General features: G+C 66.5%; 17 protein-coding genes. 13 read left to right on the plus strand and 4 right to left on the minus strand.

The annotated features are described in order from the left end of the window. Positions 1 to 25: 25 nt before the first annotated feature. Together AVCA_RS07825 and AVCA_RS07830 are read left to right on the plus strand one after the other, a co-directional pair. A complete protein-coding gene (locus AVCA_RS07825) occupies positions 26 to 1333 on the plus strand; it encodes a CitMHS family transporter (protein ID WP_012700335.1) in 1308 nt (435 codons plus the stop codon). Positions 1334 to 1555: 222 nt separating this feature from the next. After that, positions 1556 to 2773, plus strand: coding sequence for an OprD family porin (locus AVCA_RS07830; RefSeq protein ID WP_012700337.1), 1218 nt, complete (start codon positions 1556 to 1558; stop codon positions 2771 to 2773). A 307-nt stretch (positions 2774 to 3080) separates the two neighbouring features. Here the strand turns inward: AVCA_RS07830 and AVCA_RS07835 are convergent. Then, positions 3081 to 4027 (minus strand): IS630 family transposase gene (locus tag AVCA_RS07835; protein WP_407919053.1). Its coding sequence is split into 2 segments (ribosomal slippage): positions 3081 to 3682 and positions 3682 to 4027, totalling 948 coding nucleotides; the frame shifts between segments, so codons are not numbered across the junction. 140 nt (positions 4028 to 4167) lie between these two features. Here AVCA_RS07835 and AVCA_RS07845 point away from each other — a divergent pair. The 10 genes from AVCA_RS07845 to AVCA_RS07890 all read left to right on the plus strand — a co-directional run bounded on the left by AVCA_RS07845 (position 4168) and on the right by AVCA_RS07890 (position 14704). Beyond that, positions 4168 to 6873 (plus strand): CRISPR-associated helicase/endonuclease Cas3, encoded by a 2706-nt coding sequence (locus AVCA_RS07845; RefSeq protein WP_012700340.1) that lies wholly within the window; start codon positions 4168 to 4170, stop codon positions 6871 to 6873. A 3-nt stretch (positions 6874 to 6876) separates the two neighbouring features. Then, positions 6877 to 8427 carry a type I-E CRISPR-associated protein Cse1/CasA gene (gene casA / locus AVCA_RS07850; RefSeq protein ID WP_012700341.1) on the plus strand — a complete coding sequence of 517 codons (1551 nt, stop codon included), beginning with the start codon at positions 6877 to 6879 and terminating at the stop codon, positions 8425 to 8427. Further along, positions 8424 to 8972: a type I-E CRISPR-associated protein Cse2/CasB gene (gene casB, locus AVCA_RS07855; RefSeq protein ID WP_012700342.1), complete on the plus strand. Its 549-nt coding sequence runs from the start codon at positions 8424 to 8426 to the stop codon at positions 8970 to 8972. The genes casA and casB overlap by 4 nt, the downstream gene beginning before the upstream one ends. Positions 8973 to 8982: 10 nt before the next feature. After that, on the plus strand, positions 8983 to 10125 hold the full coding sequence (cas7e, locus tag AVCA_RS07860) for a type I-E CRISPR-associated protein Cas7/Cse4/CasC (protein ID WP_012700343.1): 1143 nt from the start codon (positions 8983 to 8985) through the stop codon (positions 10123 to 10125). Between the two features lie 2 nt (positions 10126 to 10127). After that, positions 10128 to 10781: a type I-E CRISPR-associated protein Cas5/CasD gene (gene cas5e / locus AVCA_RS07865; RefSeq protein ID WP_012700344.1), complete on the plus strand. Its 654-nt coding sequence runs from the start codon at positions 10128 to 10130 to the stop codon at positions 10779 to 10781. Beyond that, positions 10756 to 11373 (plus strand): type I-E CRISPR-associated protein Cas6/Cse3/CasE, encoded by a 618-nt coding sequence (cas6e, locus tag AVCA_RS07870; RefSeq protein ID WP_012700345.1) that lies wholly within the window; start codon positions 10756 to 10758, stop codon positions 11371 to 11373. The genes cas5e and cas6e overlap by 26 nt, the downstream gene beginning before the upstream one ends. A gap of 167 nt (positions 11374 to 11540) precedes the next feature. Beyond that, positions 11541 to 11768: a type I-E CRISPR-associated endoribonuclease Cas2e gene (cas2e, locus tag AVCA_RS07875; RefSeq protein ID WP_269078202.1), complete on the plus strand. Its 228-nt coding sequence runs from the start codon at positions 11541 to 11543 to the stop codon at positions 11766 to 11768. Positions 11769 to 12324: 556 nt separating this feature from the next. Then, complete coding sequence (locus AVCA_RS07880; RefSeq protein ID WP_012700348.1) at positions 12325 to 12609, plus strand: type II toxin-antitoxin system HigB family toxin; 285 nt, start codon at positions 12325 to 12327, stop codon at positions 12607 to 12609. Positions 12610 to 12616: 7 nt separating this feature from the next. After that, entirely contained in the window at positions 12617 to 13018 is a 402-nt protein-coding gene (locus AVCA_RS07885) for a helix-turn-helix domain-containing protein (protein ID WP_012700349.1), read from the plus strand. A 657-nt stretch (positions 13019 to 13675) separates the two neighbouring features. Beyond that, a complete protein-coding gene (locus AVCA_RS07890; protein ID WP_236616362.1) occupies positions 13676 to 14704 on the plus strand; it encodes a tetratricopeptide repeat protein in 1029 nt (342 codons plus the stop codon). Between the two features lie 48 nt (positions 14705 to 14752). Here AVCA_RS07890 and AVCA_RS07895 read toward each other — a convergent pair whose 3' ends face one another. From AVCA_RS07895 to mhpT, 3 genes are all read right to left on the minus strand, one after another. Further along, on the minus strand, positions 14753 to 16918 hold the full coding sequence (locus AVCA_RS07895; RefSeq protein WP_231876331.1) for an amylo-alpha-1,6-glucosidase: 2166 nt from the start codon (positions 16916 to 16918) through the stop codon (positions 14753 to 14755). Next, a complete protein-coding gene (locus tag AVCA_RS07900; protein WP_012700352.1) occupies positions 16915 to 17997 on the minus strand; it encodes a glycosyltransferase family 4 protein in 1083 nt (360 codons plus the stop codon). Before AVCA_RS07900 ends, AVCA_RS07895 begins: the two co-directional genes overlap by 4 nt. Positions 17998 to 18315: 318 nt before the next feature. Continuing rightward, entirely contained in the window at positions 18316 to 19539 is a 1224-nt protein-coding gene (gene mhpT, locus AVCA_RS07905) for a 3-(3-hydroxy-phenyl)propionate transporter MhpT (RefSeq protein WP_012700353.1), read from the minus strand. Positions 19540 to 19743: 204 nt separating this feature from the next. Between mhpT and AVCA_RS07910 the strand changes: the two genes are divergently transcribed. After that, positions 19744 to 20151, plus strand: coding sequence for a MarR family winged helix-turn-helix transcriptional regulator (locus AVCA_RS07910; protein WP_012700354.1), 408 nt, complete (start codon positions 19744 to 19746; stop codon positions 20149 to 20151). Positions 20152 to 20254 lie beyond the last annotated feature (103 nt).

Genomic DNA, 20254 nt, shown 5'->3' on the forward strand with positions numbered 1-20254 from the left:
AAAAACAATCACGAGGTTCCTTGCCATGCTCACCGCACTTGGTTTCTGCATGATGCTCGCCATCATCGCGCTGATTCTGTTGCGCAGGATCAGTCCGGTGGTGGCCTTCACGACGATTCCCGTCGTCATCTGCCTGCTGGCCGGCTTCTCGCCGCCGCAGATCGGCGAGTTCATCAAGAACGGTCTGCTCACGGTCGCGCCGACCGCCGCGCTGTTCCTGTTCGCCATTCTCTACTTCGGCATCATGCGCGATCGCGGCCTGTTCGATCCGCTGGTCGACTTTCTCATCCGCCGCACCGGCGGCAAGCCGCTGGCCGTGGCCCTGGTCACGGTGCTGATCACCTCGGTGGTCCATCTGGACGGCGTGGGCGCGGCGACTTTCCTGCTCACCATTCCGGCCCTGCTGCCCTTGTACAAGCGGCTGAACATGAGCCCGACGATGCTCCTGCTGCTGGTCGGCACCACCGCCGGCGTCGTCAACATGGTGCCCTGGGGCGGCACGACGGCGCGAGCGGCGGCGACCACCGGCCTCGATGCCACCGGGCTGTGGCTCGGTCTGATCCCGGTCCAACTGGTCGGTTTCGCCTGCATGCTGCTGATCGCCGCCTGGCTCGGGCTGCGCGCGCAGCGGCAGATGCCGGTTTCGCTCGGTGCGGCGTCGAGCTTCGACCCGGCCCTGGCCCGGCCCGCGCCGCGCGAGCACGGGCTGTCGCCAGGCTGCCTGCGCTACTGGCTCAATGTGGCGTTGACCGCCGCTATCCTGCTCTGCCTGTTCACCGGCATCTTCCCGCTCTATGCCTGCTTCATGGTCGGCCTGGGCATCGCGCTGCCACTCAACTTCGCCTCGCTGGAGGCACAGGCCGAGCGCATCAAGGCGCATGCCGCCGATGCCCTGCAGATGGTCATGGTGATGATGGCCGCCGCGGTGCTCCTCGGCGTGCTCGCCGGGGCCAGAATCTCCGACGGCATGGCCCAGGCGCTGATCGACATCCTGCCCGCCGGATCGGCGCAGTACCTGCACCTGATCGTCGGCGGCCTCGGCGTACCGCTGGGGATGATCTTCTCGCCCGACGCCTATTACTTCGCCCTGCTGCCGGTGATCCGCGACGTCGCGGTGGCCGCCGGCGTACCGCTGGAAGCCGTGGCCCGCGCCATGCTGATCGGCGAGAACGCCGGCTTCTCGATCAGCCCGGTGGTGCCCAGCGTCTACCTGGCACTGGCGCTCGCCGGCGTCGAGCTGCGCCGGCATATCGCCTACAGCTTCTTCTGGGCCTGGGGCGTGAGTCTGACGATGCTGGCATTCGCCCTGGCGAGCGGCGTGGTCCGCTTCTGAGCGACTCCCGATGACGGGAGAGGCCGCACTCCCATCATCGCTTCATGCCGCTTTCTCGCGGGAGCGGTCCGCGCCGGCCGCCGTCACCGGAGTTTCCCCTTCGTGGAACGTTTCCGCCGTCGCGGAGGGGCCCTCTTTTGCGCCTTTTCCACCGATCTTCACCGGTAACAAGAACAAATGAAGAACGCCGAACCGTACTTTTCGCTCCGATACTCGCCTGTCATGGTCCTGGCTCTCGCGGGCCTGCTGCCCACGGCCCAGGCCGGTTTTTTCGAGGATGCCAGGGGGACCCTGAGCCTGCGCAACTACTACATGAACCGCAACATGGTCGACCGCGCCACCCAGGGCAAACGCGAGGAATGGGCCCAGGGTTTCATCCTCGACCTGCAATCGGGTTACACCGAAGGGCCGCTCGGCTTCGGCGTCGATGTACGCGGCCTGTGGGCGATCAAGCTCGATGGCGGCAAGGGCACCGCCGGCAACGAAATGCTCCCCATCCACGACGACGGCCGCCCGGCCGACGACTTCGGCCGCGTGGCGGTGGCCGGCAAGCTGCGCTTTTCCGGGAGCGAACTGAAGATCGGCGAATGGAGCCCGGCGCTGCCGATCCTCAATGCCAACGACGCCCGCGTGCTGCCGCAGACCTTTCAGGGCGGCCTGCTCACGGTCAGGGAAATTCCCGGCGTCACTTTCCATGCCGGCCAGATGCGCGCCAACAGCCCGCGCGACGACGCCAGCCTGCAAAACATGTCGCTCCACGGTTCGTCGTCCGGCGCCACCTCGGACCGTTACAACTTCGCCGGCGTCGAATTCCGCTTCAACGACAGCCGGACCACGCTCGGCGCCTGGTTCGGCCAACTGGAGGACATCTACAAGCAGCGTTACTTCGAGATCCGGCATCTCCAGCCGCTGGGCAAGAACTGGTCGCTCTCCTCGCGGCTGGGCCTGTTCAGTGGCGAGGAGGATGGTCGGGGCGAGGCGGGCGATCTGGACAACAAGACCCTGACCGGCCTGTTCGCCCTCAAGGCCGGCGCCAACACCTTCACCTTCGCTTTCCAGCGGCTCAGCGGTGACGACCGCTGGCTGCGCCTCAACGGCACCATCGGCAGCATGCTGCCCAACGACGTGTTCACCACCAGCTTCGACAACGCCCGCGAAGAGTCCTGGCAACTGCGCCACGACTACGACTTCGCCGCCCTCGGCCTGCCGGGACTGATCTTCATGAGCCGCTACGTCAGTGGCAAGAACGTGCACACCGCGACGGTCAGCGACGGCGAGGAGTGGTCGCGGGAGAACGAGCTGGCCTATGTGGTGCAGAGCGGCAGGCTGAAGAACCTGTCCCTGCGCTGGCGCAACGCCAGCCGGCGCGCCGATTGGGGCAGCAACACCAGCTACGACGAGAACCGGCTGATCGTGAATTATCCGATCTCGCTGTTTTGAAGAAGAGACGAGTCCCGTCGGCGATCCGCCCGTCATCGGACCGACGGTGTGCGGGCGGGCGCGGGTAGCCTCGACCGGAGTTCACCTGTCTGTCCGTAATTGCCGGTTTGGTTATGTCTACAAATCGGGCATATACCGGGACGGGGCGCAGCCGCGCAACTTTCGAGGTCCGATTGTAGGCTATGAAAATCACCTGGGACCGGTAGATCCTGGGATGCAGCCTTCGACTGATCCGTTGCGTTTGTTTACCTGTTTTTAAAACCAACCTTTTATCGCTGGTCAGCCTTGTGGTTAGAGCATTTTTACCTTATCCTGATTCATATCCGGCGGCCTCGAAGTAGTGCCTGCAGTCCTGTGCAGAGAACTGCGCAATCGCCTCGCCAATGCTCTGCCACAGCTCCGGCACGGTCCGCGCCGCCGCCTTTCTCAGCAGTGCCTTGAGCTTGGAGAAGGCCATCTCGATCGGGTTCAGGTCGGGGCTATAGGGTGGCAAGTAGCGCAGTGTGGCTCCTGCGCCTTCGATGGCCTGGCGTACCCCCGCCACCTTGTGGGCCGGCAGGTTGTCCATCACCACGATATCGCCGGGCGTCAGTTCGGGTACCAGAACCTGCCCGACATAGGCCAGGAAGACCGGGCCGTTCATGGCGCCATCGAGCACCAGCGGAGCAGTTAGCCCGTCCACGCGCAGGCCGGCGGTAAAGGTCGTGGTTTTCCAGTGGCCGTGGGGGATCGCGGCCCGGCAGCGCTCGCCGCGAGGGGCCCAGCCCCGCAGGCGGGCCAGGTTCGTCGAAGCGGCGGTTTCGTCGACGAAGATCAGCTTGCGCCAATCGAAACCGGACTGCTCCTCGATCCATCCCTGTCGGGCTGCCTGGACGTCCGGCCGTTGCTGCTCGGCTGCATGCGCCGTCTTTTTTTGAACGTCATGGCGTGCCGGTCGAGAAACGTCCACACCGTCGCCAGGCTGACACGGACGCCACGCTCCCGTTCGAGGGTCGCGGCGAGTTCGGCCAGCGTCAGGTCGGGGGTCTGCTCGAGCAGGCCGAGCAGGTAGTCCGCATGGGGATCGAGCCGCAAGCCCCGGGGCTTGCCCTGTCGGCGGGCGACGAGTTCCCCGCCTTCCCGGAAGCGCCGTACCCAGACGATCGCCGTCGCCGTGCCGACGTCGAATCGCTCGGCGGCCCGCCGAGCCGACAGCCCGCCCATGGCCGCCTCGACGACGCGCCGGCGAAGGTCCGCACTGTATGCCCGAGCCATTCTGGTCTCCTTGTCCGAGCGGGAGAGGAGAACCGAAATGACCAGGAAGAGCAACCCCTGTATGTCGAATTCGTATTTTCTAAAAATGCTCTAGCTTGATCTCTCGGTTAATGGCTATTTGCCTTTACGGGGGCTCAAGAATGACCACGACACGCTTTTCCGAACTGCCTGCCTGCAGTCGCGCGCTCTGGGCCAAGAGCGGCGAGCCGGGAGGGCATGGCCTGCTGGCGCACATGCTGGACGTGGCGGCTGTCGCCGAGACGCTTCTGGAACGCGAGCCGCCAGCCACGCACGAATGCTTCGCCGCGCAGTTCGGCTTGCCGGAGTCCGTTTTTTCCCGGCATGTCGCCGCGCTGGCGGGGTTGCACGATTTCGGCAAGGCCATTCCCGGTTTCCAGGCCAAGTGGCCGGCGGGGCGGGAGCGTGACGAGGCGCATGGCCTGGGATTCGCCGAACCTTCCCTGCGCGTCACCGATCACGCCTGCGCCGGCGCGGCCCTGCTCTGGCGGCATCTGCCGGCACAAGGTGCCGAGCCGGGCTGGATCATGGGCGTGCTGCAGGCGATCGGTGCGCACCACGGCTACAACCCCAGCGTTCCGGAAATCCGCACGGCCGTGCCGGCGCTCGAGGCACCGGGTTGGGCCCCGGCGCGCCAGGCACTGTTCGAGGCTTACTGGCAGGCCCTGGCCCCCGAAGGCGTACCCGCGGCCGACGAGTTGCCGCTGCCCGCCGTGGCCTGGCTGGCCGGGCTGACCAGCGTGGCCGACTGGATCGCATCCGATCCCGACTGGTTCCCGCCCGGCGAGCGGGAGGATTCGCTCGCCGGGCATTTCCGCCAGGCCGGGAAGCTCGCCGCCAAGGCTCTGGAAGAGATCGGCTGGAGTCCTCATCGCGCCCTGTTGCGGGAGCCGGCGACGACGGACGAGTTGCTCGGCCGCATCGTTCGCCGCGAGGGCGTGGCCGCCCGTTCCCTGCAGGTCGAGGGCGATCGCTTGTTGAGCGAGGCGCGGGGGCCGTCCCTGCTGCTGGTCGAGGCGCCGATGGGGGAGGGCAAGACCGAGCTGGCCTTTCTCGCCCACCTGCGCCTGCAAGCGGCCAACGACCATCGCGGCCTGTATGTCGCCCTGCCGACCCAGGCGATCGGCAATGCCCTGTTCGACCGGGCACTGACCTTCCTGCGCGGCTTCGACGACCGCCAGCCGCTGGACCGCCAGCCGCTGGATCGCCAGCCGCTGGACATTCAGTTGGTGCACGGCGGCGCCGCGCTGGACGAACGGGTACAGCGCCTGCGCGACATCCACGGCGGGACGGACGACAGCATCGCCTCGTCCGCCTGGTTCTCCCAGCGCCGCCGTCCGCTGCTGTCGCCCTATGGCGTCGGCACCGTCGACCAGGCGCTGTTCGCCGCCCTGAACGTCAAGCACCATTTCGTTCGCCTCTGGGGCCTGGCCAACCGGGTGGTGGTACTGGACGAGGTGCATGCCTACGACGTCTACACCGGCGGTCTGATCGAGTCCCTGTTGCGCTGGCTCAGGGCGCTCGGTAGCTCGGTGGTGCTGATGAGCGCGACCCTGCCCGAACAGCGGCGAAATGCCTTGCTGCAAGCCTGGGGCGTGGCGACGGAGCGGGTGCCGGAGCTGCCCTATCCGCGCCTGCTGCTGGCGGACGGCCGAGGCTTGCGGGCCACGACCTTCGATTCCCGGCCGTTGCCGCCGATCGCCCTGGAAAGCCTCGACGAGGACCTGGACGATCTGGCCGCCTGCGCCCTGCGTCTGCTCGACGGCGGCGGGCATGGCGCGCTGATCGTTAACACGGTGGCGCGTGCCCAGGAACTCTACCGCCGCCTGCAGCCGCGGCTCGACGAAGAGGTGCGGCTGATCCTGTTCCATGCCCGTTTCCCGGCCGACGAGCGCGGCATGCGGGAGCGGCAGGTGCTGGAGGCGTTCGGCAACGCCGGCACCGACCGGCCGCGTCCCGGCCGGTGCCTGCTGATCGCCACCCAGGTCGCCGAGCAATCCCTGGACATCGATTTCGACTTCTTGATCACCGACCTGGCACCGGTCGACCTGATCCTGCAGCGCGCCGGACGCCTGCACCGCCATCGGCGGGCCAGGGTGCCGGCCCATGCCGGGGCCCGGCTGTTCGTCGCCGGACTGGACCCGCGGCGCCTGCCCGGACTGGAGAAGACCGTCTACGAGCCCTACCTCCTCGGTCGCACCTGGGCCCTGTTGTCCCGCGAGACGGGTCTGCGCTTGCCATGGGACATCGACCGGCTGGTGCAGGCGGTCTATGGCGACGCGCCGCTGCCGGACGACCTGGATGCGCAGGTACGGGCGCGTATCGAAGTCGAAATCCATGGCGAGTATCTCGCCCGTCTGAAAGAGGAGCGGCAGAAGGCGCTGAACATCGCCATCGACCCATCCGCGGCGCCGCAGAACGCCTATCTCGACAAGCCGCGCGGCAATGAGGAGGGCGAGGGGCCGGGCCTGACCAAGCGCACGCGCCTGGGCGACGCCGCCGTCGCCCTGGTGCCGGTATACCGGGTGCCGGACGGCTGGAGCCTGCGGCCGGACGGCGAAGCCTTCGATCCGTCGCTGCCGCTGTCCGATTTCCTGGCCCGCCAACTCCATGGCCGCCGGATGAAATGCAGTCACGGGCTTGTCGTGAGTCACTTTGCCGGCGTCGAGCCTCCGCCATCCTTCGCCGGGCATCCGTTGCTCGGACATCTGAAACCGCTGTTGCTGGAAGATGGCTGCCACGTCATCGACAGGCTCGTCCTGCGTCTGGATGAGCACCTGGGACTGGTCTATGAGTCGGCCGAGGCCGACATTCAACCCGAGGACTGATAAATGACCCCAGGCTACAACCTGCTCGACGAACCCTGGCTGCCGGTGCGTTTCGCCGATGGCCGGGTCCGCGATGTCGGGCTGCTCGAACTCTTCGAGCGTGCCGGCGAAATCGCCGCCCTGGCGGAAACCGCGCCGCCGAGCCTGATCGCCGAATACCGGCTGCTCCTGGCCATCACTCATCGGGCGCTGACCCGCAGCCATGGCTCCTGGAAGGACAGGGATCGCGCCCGCTGGTACCGCGAGGGGCTGCCGCGGGATGCGCTGCGCGACTACCTGGAGCACTGGCGCGAACGGTTCTGGCTGTTCCATCCCGAGCAGCCGTTCATGCAGGTGGCGGCACTGGCCTCCATCGAGGAAACCCGCGACAGACAGAAGCCCTGGACGCAGGTTTCCCTGGGCAGCGCCAATGGCAATGCGCCGGTGGTGTTCGACCATTCCTGCGATCTGTCGCCCGCGCCGGTGACGCCGGCCCAGGCCCTGCGCACCCTGCTGGGGTTCCTGCAGTTCACGCCGGGCGGTCTGGTCAAGACGCTGCGCGACTCCGACAAGGCCGGTCCCCTGGCCAACAGCGCGGCGGCTCTGCCGGTGGGCGCGACCTTGCAGCAAACCCTCTGCCTGGCCCTGCACCCGGCCTCGGACCGGGACGATCCGCCGGCCTGGGAGCGCGCGCCGGCGCAGCGTCGGGACCTGCTGGCCGCGCCCGCGCCGGCCAGCGGTACCAATGACCGCTACACCCGCCGGAGTCGTGCGGTCCTGCTGCTGGAGGCGGAGGAGGGGCATGTGCGCTGGCTGCGCTTCGCGGCCGGGATCGCCCTGGGCGACGATCCCCATGCGCCCGACCCCATGGCCAGCTATCGCGCTGGAAAAGACACGCTCGTACGGATGAGTTTCACCGAGGGGAGGGCCTTCTGGCGCGATCTGCCGGCGCTGCTGCCCGATCCCGAAGGCAAGGTATCCCAGCCGGCGGCGATCCTGGGCTGGGCCGCCAACCTGCAGATCTTCCTGGGCGCCTCGCGCGGCGAGCAATCCCTGCTGATCGCCGGACTCGCCAGCGATCAGGCCAAGCTCCTGCGCTGGCGCTGCGAGCGGATCGTCCTGCCGGCCGTGCTGCTGGCCGATGCCGGCCTGGCCGGCTTGCTGCGCGCCGAGGTGCGCCGCGCCGAGGCGCTGCACGAGCGGATCCGCAGCCTGGCCACCGGCATGCTGGCCGAGACCATGGCCGATCCGCGCGGCAAGGATACTCGGGCCAGGGCGCGCGCCATGCTGGATGCCGGCGCCTCGGCCGCCGTCTTCTTCGCCGGCGTCGAGCGCGCCCTGCCGGGCCTGTTCCGGCGCCTCGCCGAGGGCGACGGGGAGGGCGCCGGCCGTTACTGGTCGGACAGCCTGTTGCAGGCGGCCGAAGCCTGCTGGGAAGTCCTGTGCCGCAGTCTCGGCCGGTCGCCGCTGGCGCTGTGCGCCGAGGCCCGCGTCTGGCCGCGTTTCCGCGCCTTGCTGCGCGACCTGCGGCCGACCGTTCCGAATCCGGAAAAATCCGAGGAGGCTCACGCATGAACGGATCTGCACAGGCTTTCATCGCGCACCTGGGCGGGCTGCACGAACACGATCCGGCGGCCATCGCCGCGTTGCGCCGCAGCCAGGGCTTCGCCCCGGGCGCCTATCCGCCGGCCTATCCTTATGTCGAACGCTTCGTCCGGACCGGCAGCCATGCCCAGGACCCGCGACGCCTGGCGTTCTACGTGGTCGCCGGGCTGTTCGCCCGTCATCCGCACCCTGCGCCCCGCAGCTTGGCGGCGAGCTTCGGCGAATTGTTCGAGAAGCGTCGTCGCATGAGTGGCGGTGGCGGCAGCATCGAAAAGCGCTTCATCGCCCTGCTCGGCGCCGATGCCGAGAACCTGCCCGACTATCTGCGCCAGGCGGTCAGCCTGCTGGCGACCGAGGATATCGGCCTGGACTACACCGCCTTGCTCCGGGACCTCGGTTTCTGGCTGAACCCGCGCCTGGACCCGGAGATCCGCGACCGTATCCGCCAGCGCTGGGCGCGGGACTTCTACGGCGCCCTGGCTTTCGAGCCGGAACATTCTGCAGTCAGCCAATGAGAGGGATGTCATGACCTTGTTCGTCGAGTTTCACCTGATCCAGAATTTCGCTCCGTCCAATCTCAACCGCGACGACACCGGCGCGCCCAAGGATGCGCTGTTCGGCGGCTACCGCCGGGCACGGGTGAGCAGCCAGTGCTTCAAGCGGGCGATCCGCCTGGCGGCGCAGGCGCACGAACTGGTGGCGCCGGAACATTGCGGCGTGCGGACCAAGAAGCTGCTGGGCCTCCTGCTGGAGCGTCTGGAGCATCGCGATCCGCAGGAGGCCCGACGCAGGATCGAAACCGCCCTGGGCGCCGCCGGCCTCAAGCTCAAGGACGATGGCAAGACCGAATACCTGCTGTTCCTCGGCGAGGGCGAGATCGCCGGTTTCGCCGCACTGATCGAGCAACACTGGGACGAACTGGCCGCTGCGCAGGCCGGCGGCGAGAAGAAGGGCAAGAAGGAAGCCAGGGCCAGCGCGCCCGCCGAACTGGTGAAGAAGGCCAAGGCCCTGCTCGATGGCGGCAAGGCGGTAGACGTGGCGCTGTTCGGGCGGATGCTCGCCGACCTGCCGGAAGTCAACCAGGACGCCGCCTGCCAGGTCGCCCACGCGATCAGTACGCACCGCGTCGAGCGCGAGTTCGACTACTTCACGGCGGTGGACGACGAGGGCGCTCCGGAGGAAACCGGCGCCGGGATGATCGGCCAGGTGGAGTTCAACTCGGCGACCTTCTACCGCTATGCGGTGGTCGACGCCCACAAGCTCCTGAGCAACCTGCAGGGCGACCGCGAACTGACCCTGGCGGCGCTGGAGGCTTTCACCCAGGCCAAGGTGCGCGCCATTCCCGCCGGCAAGCAGAACAGCTTCGCCGCCCACAACCTGCCGGCCTTCGTCGGCGTCTGCCTGCGCCATGCCAACCCGCTCAATCTGGCCAACGCCTTCGAGAAGCCGATCAGTCCCGGCCACGACCAGGCGCTGAGCAGCCTGTCCGTGGCCGAACTGGCCGGGCACGAGGAAAAACTGGCCGGCGTCTATGCCGACGGCAGCGATCGCTGGGCCTATCTGGACCTGAGCGGCGCCTGGCCGGTGGGCAAGGGCGAAGCCCAGGCCAACCTGGGTGCCCTGGCCCGCTGGGTGAGGGAGCGGGTCGCCGCCGAACTGGAGGGCTGAACATGGCCACCTTGCTGCTGTGCCTGCAGGGACCGATGCAATCCTGGGGCACGACCAGCCGCTTCGACGAGCGCGACACCCAGCTCGAACCCTCCAAGTCCGGCGTGCTCGGCCTGGTCTGCGCCGCGCTCGGACGCGATCGCCGCGAGCCGCTGGAGGATCTGGCGGCCCTGCGCATGGGCGTGCGGGTGGACCGCGAGGGTGTCCCGCTGCGCGATTACCAGACCGCCACCGGCGTGCTGATCGCCAGCGGCAAGGCGGACCCCAGGCGTACCGTGGTCAGCCCGCGCTTCTATCTGTCCGATGCGGTTTTTCTGGTGGGGCTGGAGAGCGCCGACAGCGCCTTGCTGGAGCGTATCCAGGGCGCCCTGCGCAGGCCGGTCTGGCCGCTGGCGCTGGGGCGCAAGAGCTTCGTGCCGGGCATGCCGGTGTTCCTGGCGGACGGTCTTCTACACGCCGATCTGCTGTCGGCCCTGAGCGGTTATCCGCCGCTGGTGCCCTGGGCGCCGGGCGGCAGCGTGCGCCTGGCGCTGGAGGACCTGCGGGAGGGCTCGGTGCGTCTCGACCAGCCGGTCGGCCCCTTCGCCGAGCGGCGTTTCGGGCCGCGTTTCGTCAAACAGGAAGTGCTGCATGTACCTGACCCGATTGACCCTTGACCCCCGCAGCGCCCAGGCGCGCCGCGACCTGGCCGACGCCTACGACATGCACCGTACCTTGGTGCGCGCCTTCGTGCGGGACGAACGGGATGCGCCCGGCCGCTTCCTCTGGCGTCTGGAGCCGGGAGCGGATGCCTGGGCCAGTCCGACGCTTCTGGTGCAGTCCTGCGAATCCGGCGACTGGGATGTTCTGCAGGGCTTGCCGGGCTATCTGCAAAGACCCGCCGAATGCAAGGCCCTGGATCTCGAGGCGCTCATCCGGCCGCAATGGCGGTACCGCTTCCGTCTCCTGGCCAACCCCACGGTGACCCGCGCCGGCAAGCGTCGCGGCTTGCTGGGGGAGGCCGAGCAACTGGCCTGGCTGCAGCGCCAGGGCGAGCGGCACGGCTTCGCGGTGAAGGCCGTGCTGGTCAGCGCCAGCGACCTGCTCGACAGCCGGCGCAAGGGCGGCGCGCCGATCGTGCTGCAGCGGGTCTGCTTCGAAGGGCTGCTGCAGGTGGTCGAGGCCGACGCGCTGCGCCGGGCCCTGGCCAGCGGCATCGGACCGGCCAAGGCGTTCGGTTGCGGCCTGCTCAGCGTGGCGCGCTGCTGATGCCGCCGCCGCTCGAGCCGCTGCGGATGAAGGCGCGGATGTCGATGATCCGCTGCCGCGTACCTTGCGGCGACCGTCGGCATCTTGTCGGTCCGGCTGGGAGCGGCGGACGTACGCCTGCATGCCGGCGGCCGGCCGGACGCACCCGCGAAATGATCTGGTAGCACCTGGCCGGAGGCTGCGAGGAGGATGGCAACCTGCTCATGGCCTGGACCAGCCGCCACGAATCCGGCCACGAGTTCCAGACCCAGGGTGCGAACCGGCGCCTGCCGGTCGAATTCGATGGCCTGCACCTGATGGCTTTCCATCCGCCGGAAAAGCCCGATCCTTGGCAGGAAAAACCGGTAGATTTCTGGCATCTGGTTTTTCCCTTTGGGAACAATCGGTTACGCTAAGTGCGTTCCCCGCGGGTGCGGGGATGAACCGTGAGCCTTTCGTACGAAACTTGGAACACCAACGCGTTCCCCGCGGGTGCGGGGATGAACCGTATGCCGAGGCTCCGCTAAGAATCATCAAGCCGCGTTCCCCGTGGGTGCGGGGATGAACCGTCGGTGACGAACCGCCGGGGGATGACGACCACGCGTTCCCCGCGAGTGCGGGGATGAACCGATGATCGGGTATCCGGTCGCCGTGCTTGGGAGCATTCCCCGTGAGCGCAGGGATGAAGCAGTAGTGCCTAACTCTTAAGCGTCTTATGGGGGCTTCCCCGCGTCATCCACAGCCTCATGACTGAGGCTTGTACCCGCGGGCTGGTGTTGGAGGCGAAACTGCCGTCGGGCGGGGAGGGTCTGGATCGGTCCGGGAGTGGCATGTGGAAAAGCGCTACGTCGAGTCGGCGAGGGAGCGGGTGGCGGAAAGGGTGAAAGATATGCAGCGTAAAAATAGCATCTTGCGATATTTGAGCGCGGGCAATATTCTCCGTATCGCGAATTGCTATACGGATGTCGCGGTATGCATGTCATCACACAAAAGCGCATCTGGGAAGCCAAGGAAAAGTGGCCTCACTCCGCATCCGCACTGGATGCGTGGTATCGCCTGATGAGCAAGCTGGCACCGAAGGATTTCGCCGAGATGAAACAGGCCTTCCCCAGCGTGGACAAAGTGGCGGACAAGCATGTGTTCGACATCGGCGGCAACAAGCTGCGGCTCATCGCCGTGGTGGACTACCGCTTCAAGAAGGTTTTCATCCGGGCCGTGCTCGATCACAAAGAGTACGACCGCAACCAATGGAAGTGAGGTGCCCATGAGCAAGCTCCTGAAACAGGCCGCCGAACACTGGCGCTACGTCGCTCCGCTGCTCACCCCGCCGCAGACCGAGGCCGACTACGACGCCCTGGTCGAAGCCCTCGACGAGTTGCTCGACGAGATCGGCGGTACCGAGCAGCACCCCCTTGCCGCCCTGGCCTCGCAGGTCGGCGATCTCATCGCTGCCTACGATGCGGAGCATTACCCTATTCCCGACGCCCCGGGGCATGAGGTACTGCGCTACCTGATGAACGAGCACGGCCTGAACCAGAGCGACCTGCCGGAAATCGGCGCCCAGTCTGTGGTGTCGGAGATCCTCAACGGCAAGCGTCAGCTCAATGTTCGGCACATCCGTGCATTGGCCGAGCGATTCAAGGTGCCGGCGGACGTGTTCCTGTAGCGGTCCGCCCCTCGAACGGGAATCTGGCCGGTTCGAAGAGGGTCGCACGGGCATTCGGAGATAGGCGGGAAGCGTTCCCCGCGCAGGTGCGGGGATGAACCGGGCGCGAACTCCAGCCGCTCTTCGAGGCGCCGGTGTTCCCCGCGCGGGTGCGGGGATGAACCGGTGCAGGTGCGCTTCGTCGGCAACAGCGTCAGGCGTTCCCCGCGGGTGCGGGGATGAACCGCTTCTCGACGGCTCGATCAACCGCGTCAGGATGCGTTCCCCGCGGGGGCGGGGATGAACCGCGCGTTCTTGCCAGCCAGCAAGCATCCGAGCAGTGTTCCCCGCGCCTGCGGGGATGAACCGAACAGGCTGGCGAGTCCGAGCGCCGTGATTCGGTGTTCCCCGTACCCACGGGGATGAACCGCTGTTCTACCAGCGCACGCTGCCGCTGCTGCAGTGTTCCCCGCCCCCGCGGGATAGACCGTTCGGGCGGCCGCATTCAGGGGCCGCGTCGCGGTATCCCCGGTGTGCGGGGATGGATAGTTTTTTATGGCTTTTTGATATTATTACGAGGTATTCCCCACGCATGTGGGGATGAACCGGGTGTTCTCGGCCACTAGAAAAGGTAGAGAGTAATGCTCGCTCCCCGCATCCGCGGGGATGAACCGGTTCATGCCGACAGCTACCGCCGACTCGTTCACGCCATTCCGGAAAGGGCCAGGTCTTTTTCGGGAGCGGCGAATTTTCGTCTCCTTTGTCCGTCTTTATCCGATGCCTCGATCGACGATAAGGAGTATGTCCGTGAAATCCAGGCTCGCGCTTGGCTCGTTCGTCGCCGGCATTCTGGCCTGCGATGTCGCGCTCGCCGCCCGTTTGCGGCAGGATTGGTCGGCCGCTCTGGAGGGGCAGGGCTGGTTGGCGGCTTGTCCGCAGGTCATGGCGGATGCTTCTGCGTCGAAAGAGCCGGCTGTACGTGGCAGCGAGGAATGGCGCAACCATATGGTCGTCGCGGTGGGCTGCCTGTTCGAGATGCAGCGCGACGCCGAGCTCATCGCCTTCCTGAACGCCAGTCTGACCGACGGCCATCGCGACCCGGAGCTGCTGGACTTCCTGGGAACCAGCCAGCTTCGCCTCGGCAGGAATGCCGAGGCCGCCGCTACCTTCGAGGAGGCCCTGGAGAACGGCCTGCCCGACCAAGCCAGGCCGAACGTCTACGGCAAGCTGGGCACGGCCTACCTGAAACTGGCCAGCGCAGCCGGGGCGCCCGACGATCTCCTTCTTGCGAAGGCCGAGCGGTACGCCGGGCTGGCGGTGGACAGTGACCTGACCAGCGAGGCCCGTGCCGAACCGATGACTCTGGCTCGGTTGGGCCATGTGAAGTTGCTGCGGCGGGACTACGACGAGGCGATTCGCCTGTTCGATGCCGCCGTGGAGAGGAACGCCGCCGATCCCGCCTGGTCCGTCCGGGTGCGCAAGGCCATGGAGGCCTGGTTCACCGCCGCTCTGGGTCAGGCCCATTACGGCAAGGGCGACAAGGCCCATGGCGAGGATCTGATGAACAAGGCCATCGAGATCGCGCCGGGCGAACGCCTCAAGACCGCGCTGCGCACCGTTCGCGACGGAACGCTCGGGCGCGTTTCCGCCGGACAGGCGCCTGTGCCTTTCCCGGTGTTCCATGTTTCGCTCGACGAGGACGCTTGAGGAGCGGGCGAAGCGACCGCTCGCCGCCCGCTCTCTCCGGCCCTCGGCTTAGAACTGCACCGACAGGCGTACCGGCTGCGGGCCGCGCTGCTGTTCGATGAAGGCCACCACGCGCTGGCCCAGCCGCTGGAAGTTCAGGTCGACGCGCTGTCCGCCGACGGGCAGGTGGCGGACCTGCAGGCGGTCGATCTCGGCCGGCAGGCGCGGCTGCTCGATCTGGACGGTCTGGCGCCGGGCATCGATGTGCAGGCCCAGGCAGGCCTGCAGCAGCATGAACACCGAGCCGGCGGCCCAGGCCTGGGGCAGACAGGCGACCGGGTAGGCGATCGGCGCTTCGCCGGGAATGCGTTCGAAGCCGCAGAACAGCTCCGGCAGGCGCATGCCGAAATGCGTGGCGGCCTCGAACAGGCCGCTCATCAGTTGCACGATGCCTTCGCGTTCGCCGTAGCGCGCCATGCCGGCGGCGCAGAGGACGACATCGTGCGGCCAGACCGAGCCGTTGTGGTACGACATGGGGTTGAAGCGCACCGCCTCGGGCGGCAGGGTGCGGATGCCCCAGCCGGAGTTGAAGGCGCGCGACAGCAACTGGCGCACCAGCGCCTGTCCGCGCTCCGGGGATGGCAGGCCCATGTACAGCAGGTGGCCGACATTGGAGGCCCGCACGCGGCAGGGGCGGCCGGTCCCGTCCAGGGCGAGCGCGTAGAAGCGCAGGTCGTTCTGCCAGAAATGCCGCTCGACCGTCGTGCGCAGCTCCTGCGCGCGTTGCCGCCAGTGTCCGGCCGTCTCGTCGTCGCCGCGCCAGGCGGCGAGTTCGGCCATGGCCAGATAGGCGCGGTAGGCATAACCCTGGACTTCGATGAGCGCGATCGGTCCTTCCGGCGTGGCGCCATTCTGGTGGAACACTGAGTCGTGGCTGTCCTTCCAGCCCTGATTGGCCAGGCCGCTGGCCTCGCCGCGCGCATAGCTGAGGAAACCGTTGGCGGTGCCGGCGGCGCTGCGCTCTATCCACCGGGCGGCGGCTTCCAGGGCCGGCCAGAAGGGCTCGACCGCCTGGATATCGCCCATCCGCTCGGCATAGGCCCCGGCCAGCACGATGAACAGCGGCGTGGTGTCGACGCCGCCGTAGTACTGGGCGAAGGGCAGCTCGTTGATCGCGGCCATCTCGCCCTTGCGCATCTCGTGCATGATCTTGCCCGGCTCGGAGTCGCGGAAGGTCGAGGTCTGGCGGGCCTGATGGCGGGCCAGGAAGGCCAGCACGCCCTGCGCCAGGCTGGGGTCGAGCCACAGGGTCTGCAGGGCGGTGATGATGGCGTCGCGGCCGAAAGGCGTGGAGAACCAGGGAATGCCGGCATAGGGATAGGGACCGGTCGGCAGGTCGGTGGTGAGCAGCGCCAGGTCGGCCCGCGACTTGTCCAGCCATCCCTGGAACAGGCGCGCCGACGACTGCAGACGCGCGCCGCGGCGCTGGCGCGCGCGCATGCTCCGGCGCGCCGCCGCCGCCGCCGCCCGGTAGCGGCGATCGTCGGGCTGCGCCGCCGGTCCGCCGCCGATTTCCACATGCAGTACCCAGGAGGCGTGTTCCCGGATATCGACCAGGAATTCGGCGCAGCCCTCGTCCAGCCGTTCGGGCGTTTCCGAGAGTTCGATGCGGACCTCGCGCCACCGCTGGTCCAGCCCCGTGTAGCTCAGTTGCACGGTCCGCTCGCCGAGCTGCGCAGGATGGTGCTGGCCGCGCCTGGGGCGCTTCTCGCCGCGCACCTCGAACATGTCGTGGAAGTCGGCCGCGAACTGCAGCGTCAAGGGGGCCCGCATCGGCTGGTCGCCATAGTTGAACAGGCAGATGCGCTCGAAGATCCGGCCGTCCCACAAGAAGCGCTTGCGCTCGATGTGGATGACGCCCTTGGGGGTGGCCGCGCTTTCGAGCGGCGACAGCGGATGATTGGTCATGTGGGCGGTGAAGAATACGTTGTCCCCGCTCACCATGCCCGACAGCAGCGAAGGCTTCTGGCCGCTGAAGCGCAGGCGGAAGATCGACAGGAGCCGGGTGTCGTCATGGAAGAGCCCGTCGGCGTCCCCGGTCACGTCGCCGTAGACGTCGGCCACCAGAAAGGTGTCGCTTTCCTTGAGCACGAGCAGGCGCTGCGGAGTGCGTTCGAGCACTTCCTCGATATCGAGTTCGGCGAGCGCCGGCTCCCGGGTCATCCCCTGAGTCATGGGTTCGGGCCTCCTGGCGGGAGAGCGGCGGGCGCCGGATCGCGGCCGACGAAGGCGGGCAGCCGCTGGTAGAGATCGACATAGGCGCTCGCCATGATCTTCGACGAGAAACGCCGCTCGAAGGCCGCGCGCACGCGGCGTCTGTCGAGGGCCTGCGCCTGGTGGACCGCCGCCACGGCCTGCTCGTCGCTGTCGACGATGAACCCGCTCACGCCCTGTTCGACCACTTCCGGCACGGCTCCGCAGCGCCAGGCGATGACCGGCGTGCCGCAGGCCATCGCCTCGATCATTGCCAGCCCGAAGGGCTCCGGCCAGTCGATGGGGAACAGCAGCGCGCTCGCGTTGCCGAGGAACTCCACCTTGTCGGCGTCGTTGATCTCGCCCAGGAATTCGATCAGCGGATGGTCCAGCAACGGACGGATGCGCTGCTCGAAATACTCACGGTCCGCCGTATCGACCTTGGCGGCCATCCTGAGCGGAAGGCCGGCGCGAATGGCTATGGCGATGGCGCGGTCGGGACGCTTTTCCGGCGAGATGCGCCCGAGGAAGGCAAGGTAGTCGTCGTCGGAGGCGTCGTGGTAATGGAAGCGTTCGCCGTCGGTGCCATGATGCACCGTCCCGTGCCAGTGCGCGAAGGGCAGGGGCCTACGCTGATCCTCGGAGATCGAGGCGAGCGGGAAGGCGTTCCAGCGCCGGTAGGCCTCGGGCAGGTCCTTCATGTCGAGCCGTCCGTGCACGGTGGTCAGCGTCCGCCCGGCCATGTCCTCGAAGAACGGGAAATGCAACAGGTCGATGTGAAAGTGCAGGACGTCGAACTCGTCGGCGTGGCGCCGGACCTCCTGCAGCAGGATGAGGTGGCTCGCCAGGTCCGACTTGAGCGGCGCGGGGTCCAATCGCAGCGCCTGCTTGCGCATCGCCACCAGCCGGGCGTCGGTGCGCGAGTCGGCCGAGGCGAACAGCGTCACCTCGTGGCCCAGATCGATCAGCGCCTGGGTCAGATGCGCGACCACCCGTTCCGTACCGCCGTACAGGCGTGGCGGTACGGCTTCGTAGAGCGGAACGATCTGCGCGATTTTCAATGGCGTAACTCTCCTGTTCCCCTTGGACTTGGCCGCTCCAGGCGAGGCGAAAAGAACTGCTCTTGGGTACGGCCCCCCGCGTTCCGGCGGAATTTCAGACAAGTATGACCATTTCGGGACGTCCGTTCTGACTTCCGACGTGTGGCGCTGCCTGGCGGTCGAAGGTGTCTCGGATTGTCTTGGTGGCTATGTGGATTACGGGCTTCGGCTTGTGTGCCAGTCGTCCATGAGTGTGCAGGGGCGAAGTAGGCTTTTACGAACGAAATGGCCGCGCTGGATTCAGGTTCCGGCGCGGCGGGTGCACTTACCGCATATGTTTTATCGATTGGATAAGGTTGCAAGACCGGTTGCGGGGTGTTTACGGAGAAGCAAGTAGAAAATCGCCAGGGCCGAGACGATGATTCCCGGCGAAGAAGCCATGAGCACGCCGGCCGTATCGCCGCCCATCGCTAGCAGTTGACCGGCGACCGCGGGACCGCTCATCGCTCCCAGTCGCCCTACCGCTATCGCGGCTCCCAGACCCGTGGCCCGTATCCGTATCGGGTAGAACAGCGTGCCCAGTGCATACAGGACCATCTGGCCGCCTATCGTGAAGAATCCCGCGGTGGCGCCAGCGACGATCATGGCGTGGAGATTGTCGGCGTTGCCTAGCGCCAGCAGGGCCACGAGAATTCCCGCATACATGAGTGCGATGACGGCGATCATTTTCCAGCGATCCAGTAGTTGGCCGAGGACGATCGTTCCCGTCGCCGCGCCCAGGCTGAAGAACATCTGCACGGTGGAGGCTTCGGTCTTGGTGAAGCCCTGGCCGACCAACAGGGACGGCAGCCAGTTCAACAGCATGTAGACCACCATCAGCGTGAAGAAATAGCTGATCCATAACAGTATGGTCGGGGTGGCCAGGCCATTTTGGAAAATGGCGGCGAGAGACTGCGGAGGGTCGTTCGGACGATTGGCCGTGGTATCGCTGAAGGCTCGCGATTCGGGCAGCCACAGGATCATCAGCGGCACCACCAGCAATGGCGCCAAGCCGCCGACATAGAAGATGAATTTCCATCCGCCGAAAAAGCCGCTCATCGCCAGGAGCGAAACGAAAATGCCGCCGATCGGCATGCCGCAATACATCAGGCTCACGGCGCGGCCCCGGTATTTTTCATCCACGGCTTCGGAGCACAGGGCAATGAGATTGGGCAATGCGGCCCCGAGACCCACGCCGGTCATGAAACGGGCCAGAAGCAGTCCGTAGAACTCCCAGACCATCGCGGTCAGTAGAGAAAACAATCCGAACAACAGAACTGAGACGATCAGAACCTTTTTGCGGCCCACCCGGTCGGCCATCCGGCCGCCGATCAGGGCACCGGGAAGCAGTCCGAGAATGCCAGCGCTGAACATCGCGCCCAGCATGCCCTGCGTCAGCTCGAAGTCCGCCTGCATGCCCGGCGCCGCGATACCGGCGGACTGAAGATCCACGCCTTCCAATAGAGCGATGACGAAACATAATCCGATGGTTATGAGCGCCCGGCCATTTTCTGTTTTTTTCATTGTGCATGCCTTTTTTTATTATCCATGACCCCATCGCAACCCTGGGCCGATGATTTGTCAATCTTAGTTGACAAGGCGACGATACCAGAAATATCCTACATGTCAACTTAGGTTGACGATGTAGGCGGGAGACTTCGCCGGGCTCGATTCACCTGTTCCGACAGGACGATCTTTTACGAACGAATAAAGGAGAAACCGGGAATTATGAAGTCGCTGAGACAGTTGCTGCGCGAACGCCACGAATGGATGGAAGCGCGGATATTCGAGGGGGCCGAGCGAAAAGGCTATGGAGGAATCACGCCGGCCATGAGCCGTCTGTATGGCCAGATAAGTCGCGAGCCGATCGGTCTGTCCGAATTGGCTCGGCAAATGGGGATATCTCGCCAGGCCATTCACAAGATGGTGGGCGAGGGGGTGCAAGCGGGATTTCTGGAGTTGGTGGACAGCGAGGAAGACCGGCGCATCAAACTCGTTCGTTTCAGTCTCGAAGGATTGCGCATGGCCGATGCCGCCAGACAGGAAATGGAATCGATCGAACAGGAACTTGCGGAAAGAATCGGTGGAGAGGATCTGGAGGAGTTGCGCCGTATTCTGGCCAAAGCCTGGTATTGATTGCTGAAAAGTTTCCGGTACAAGAATAATAATTCGGAGTCGCAATAAAAATGTTCTCTCCTCGAAATGCAGGGGCGGTTTTTGCTTCCGGCATCTGTGCAGT

Source organism: Azotobacter vinelandii CA, from assembly GCF_000380335.1.
Lineage (GTDB): Bacteria > Pseudomonadota > Gammaproteobacteria > Pseudomonadales > Pseudomonadaceae > Azotobacter > Azotobacter vinelandii.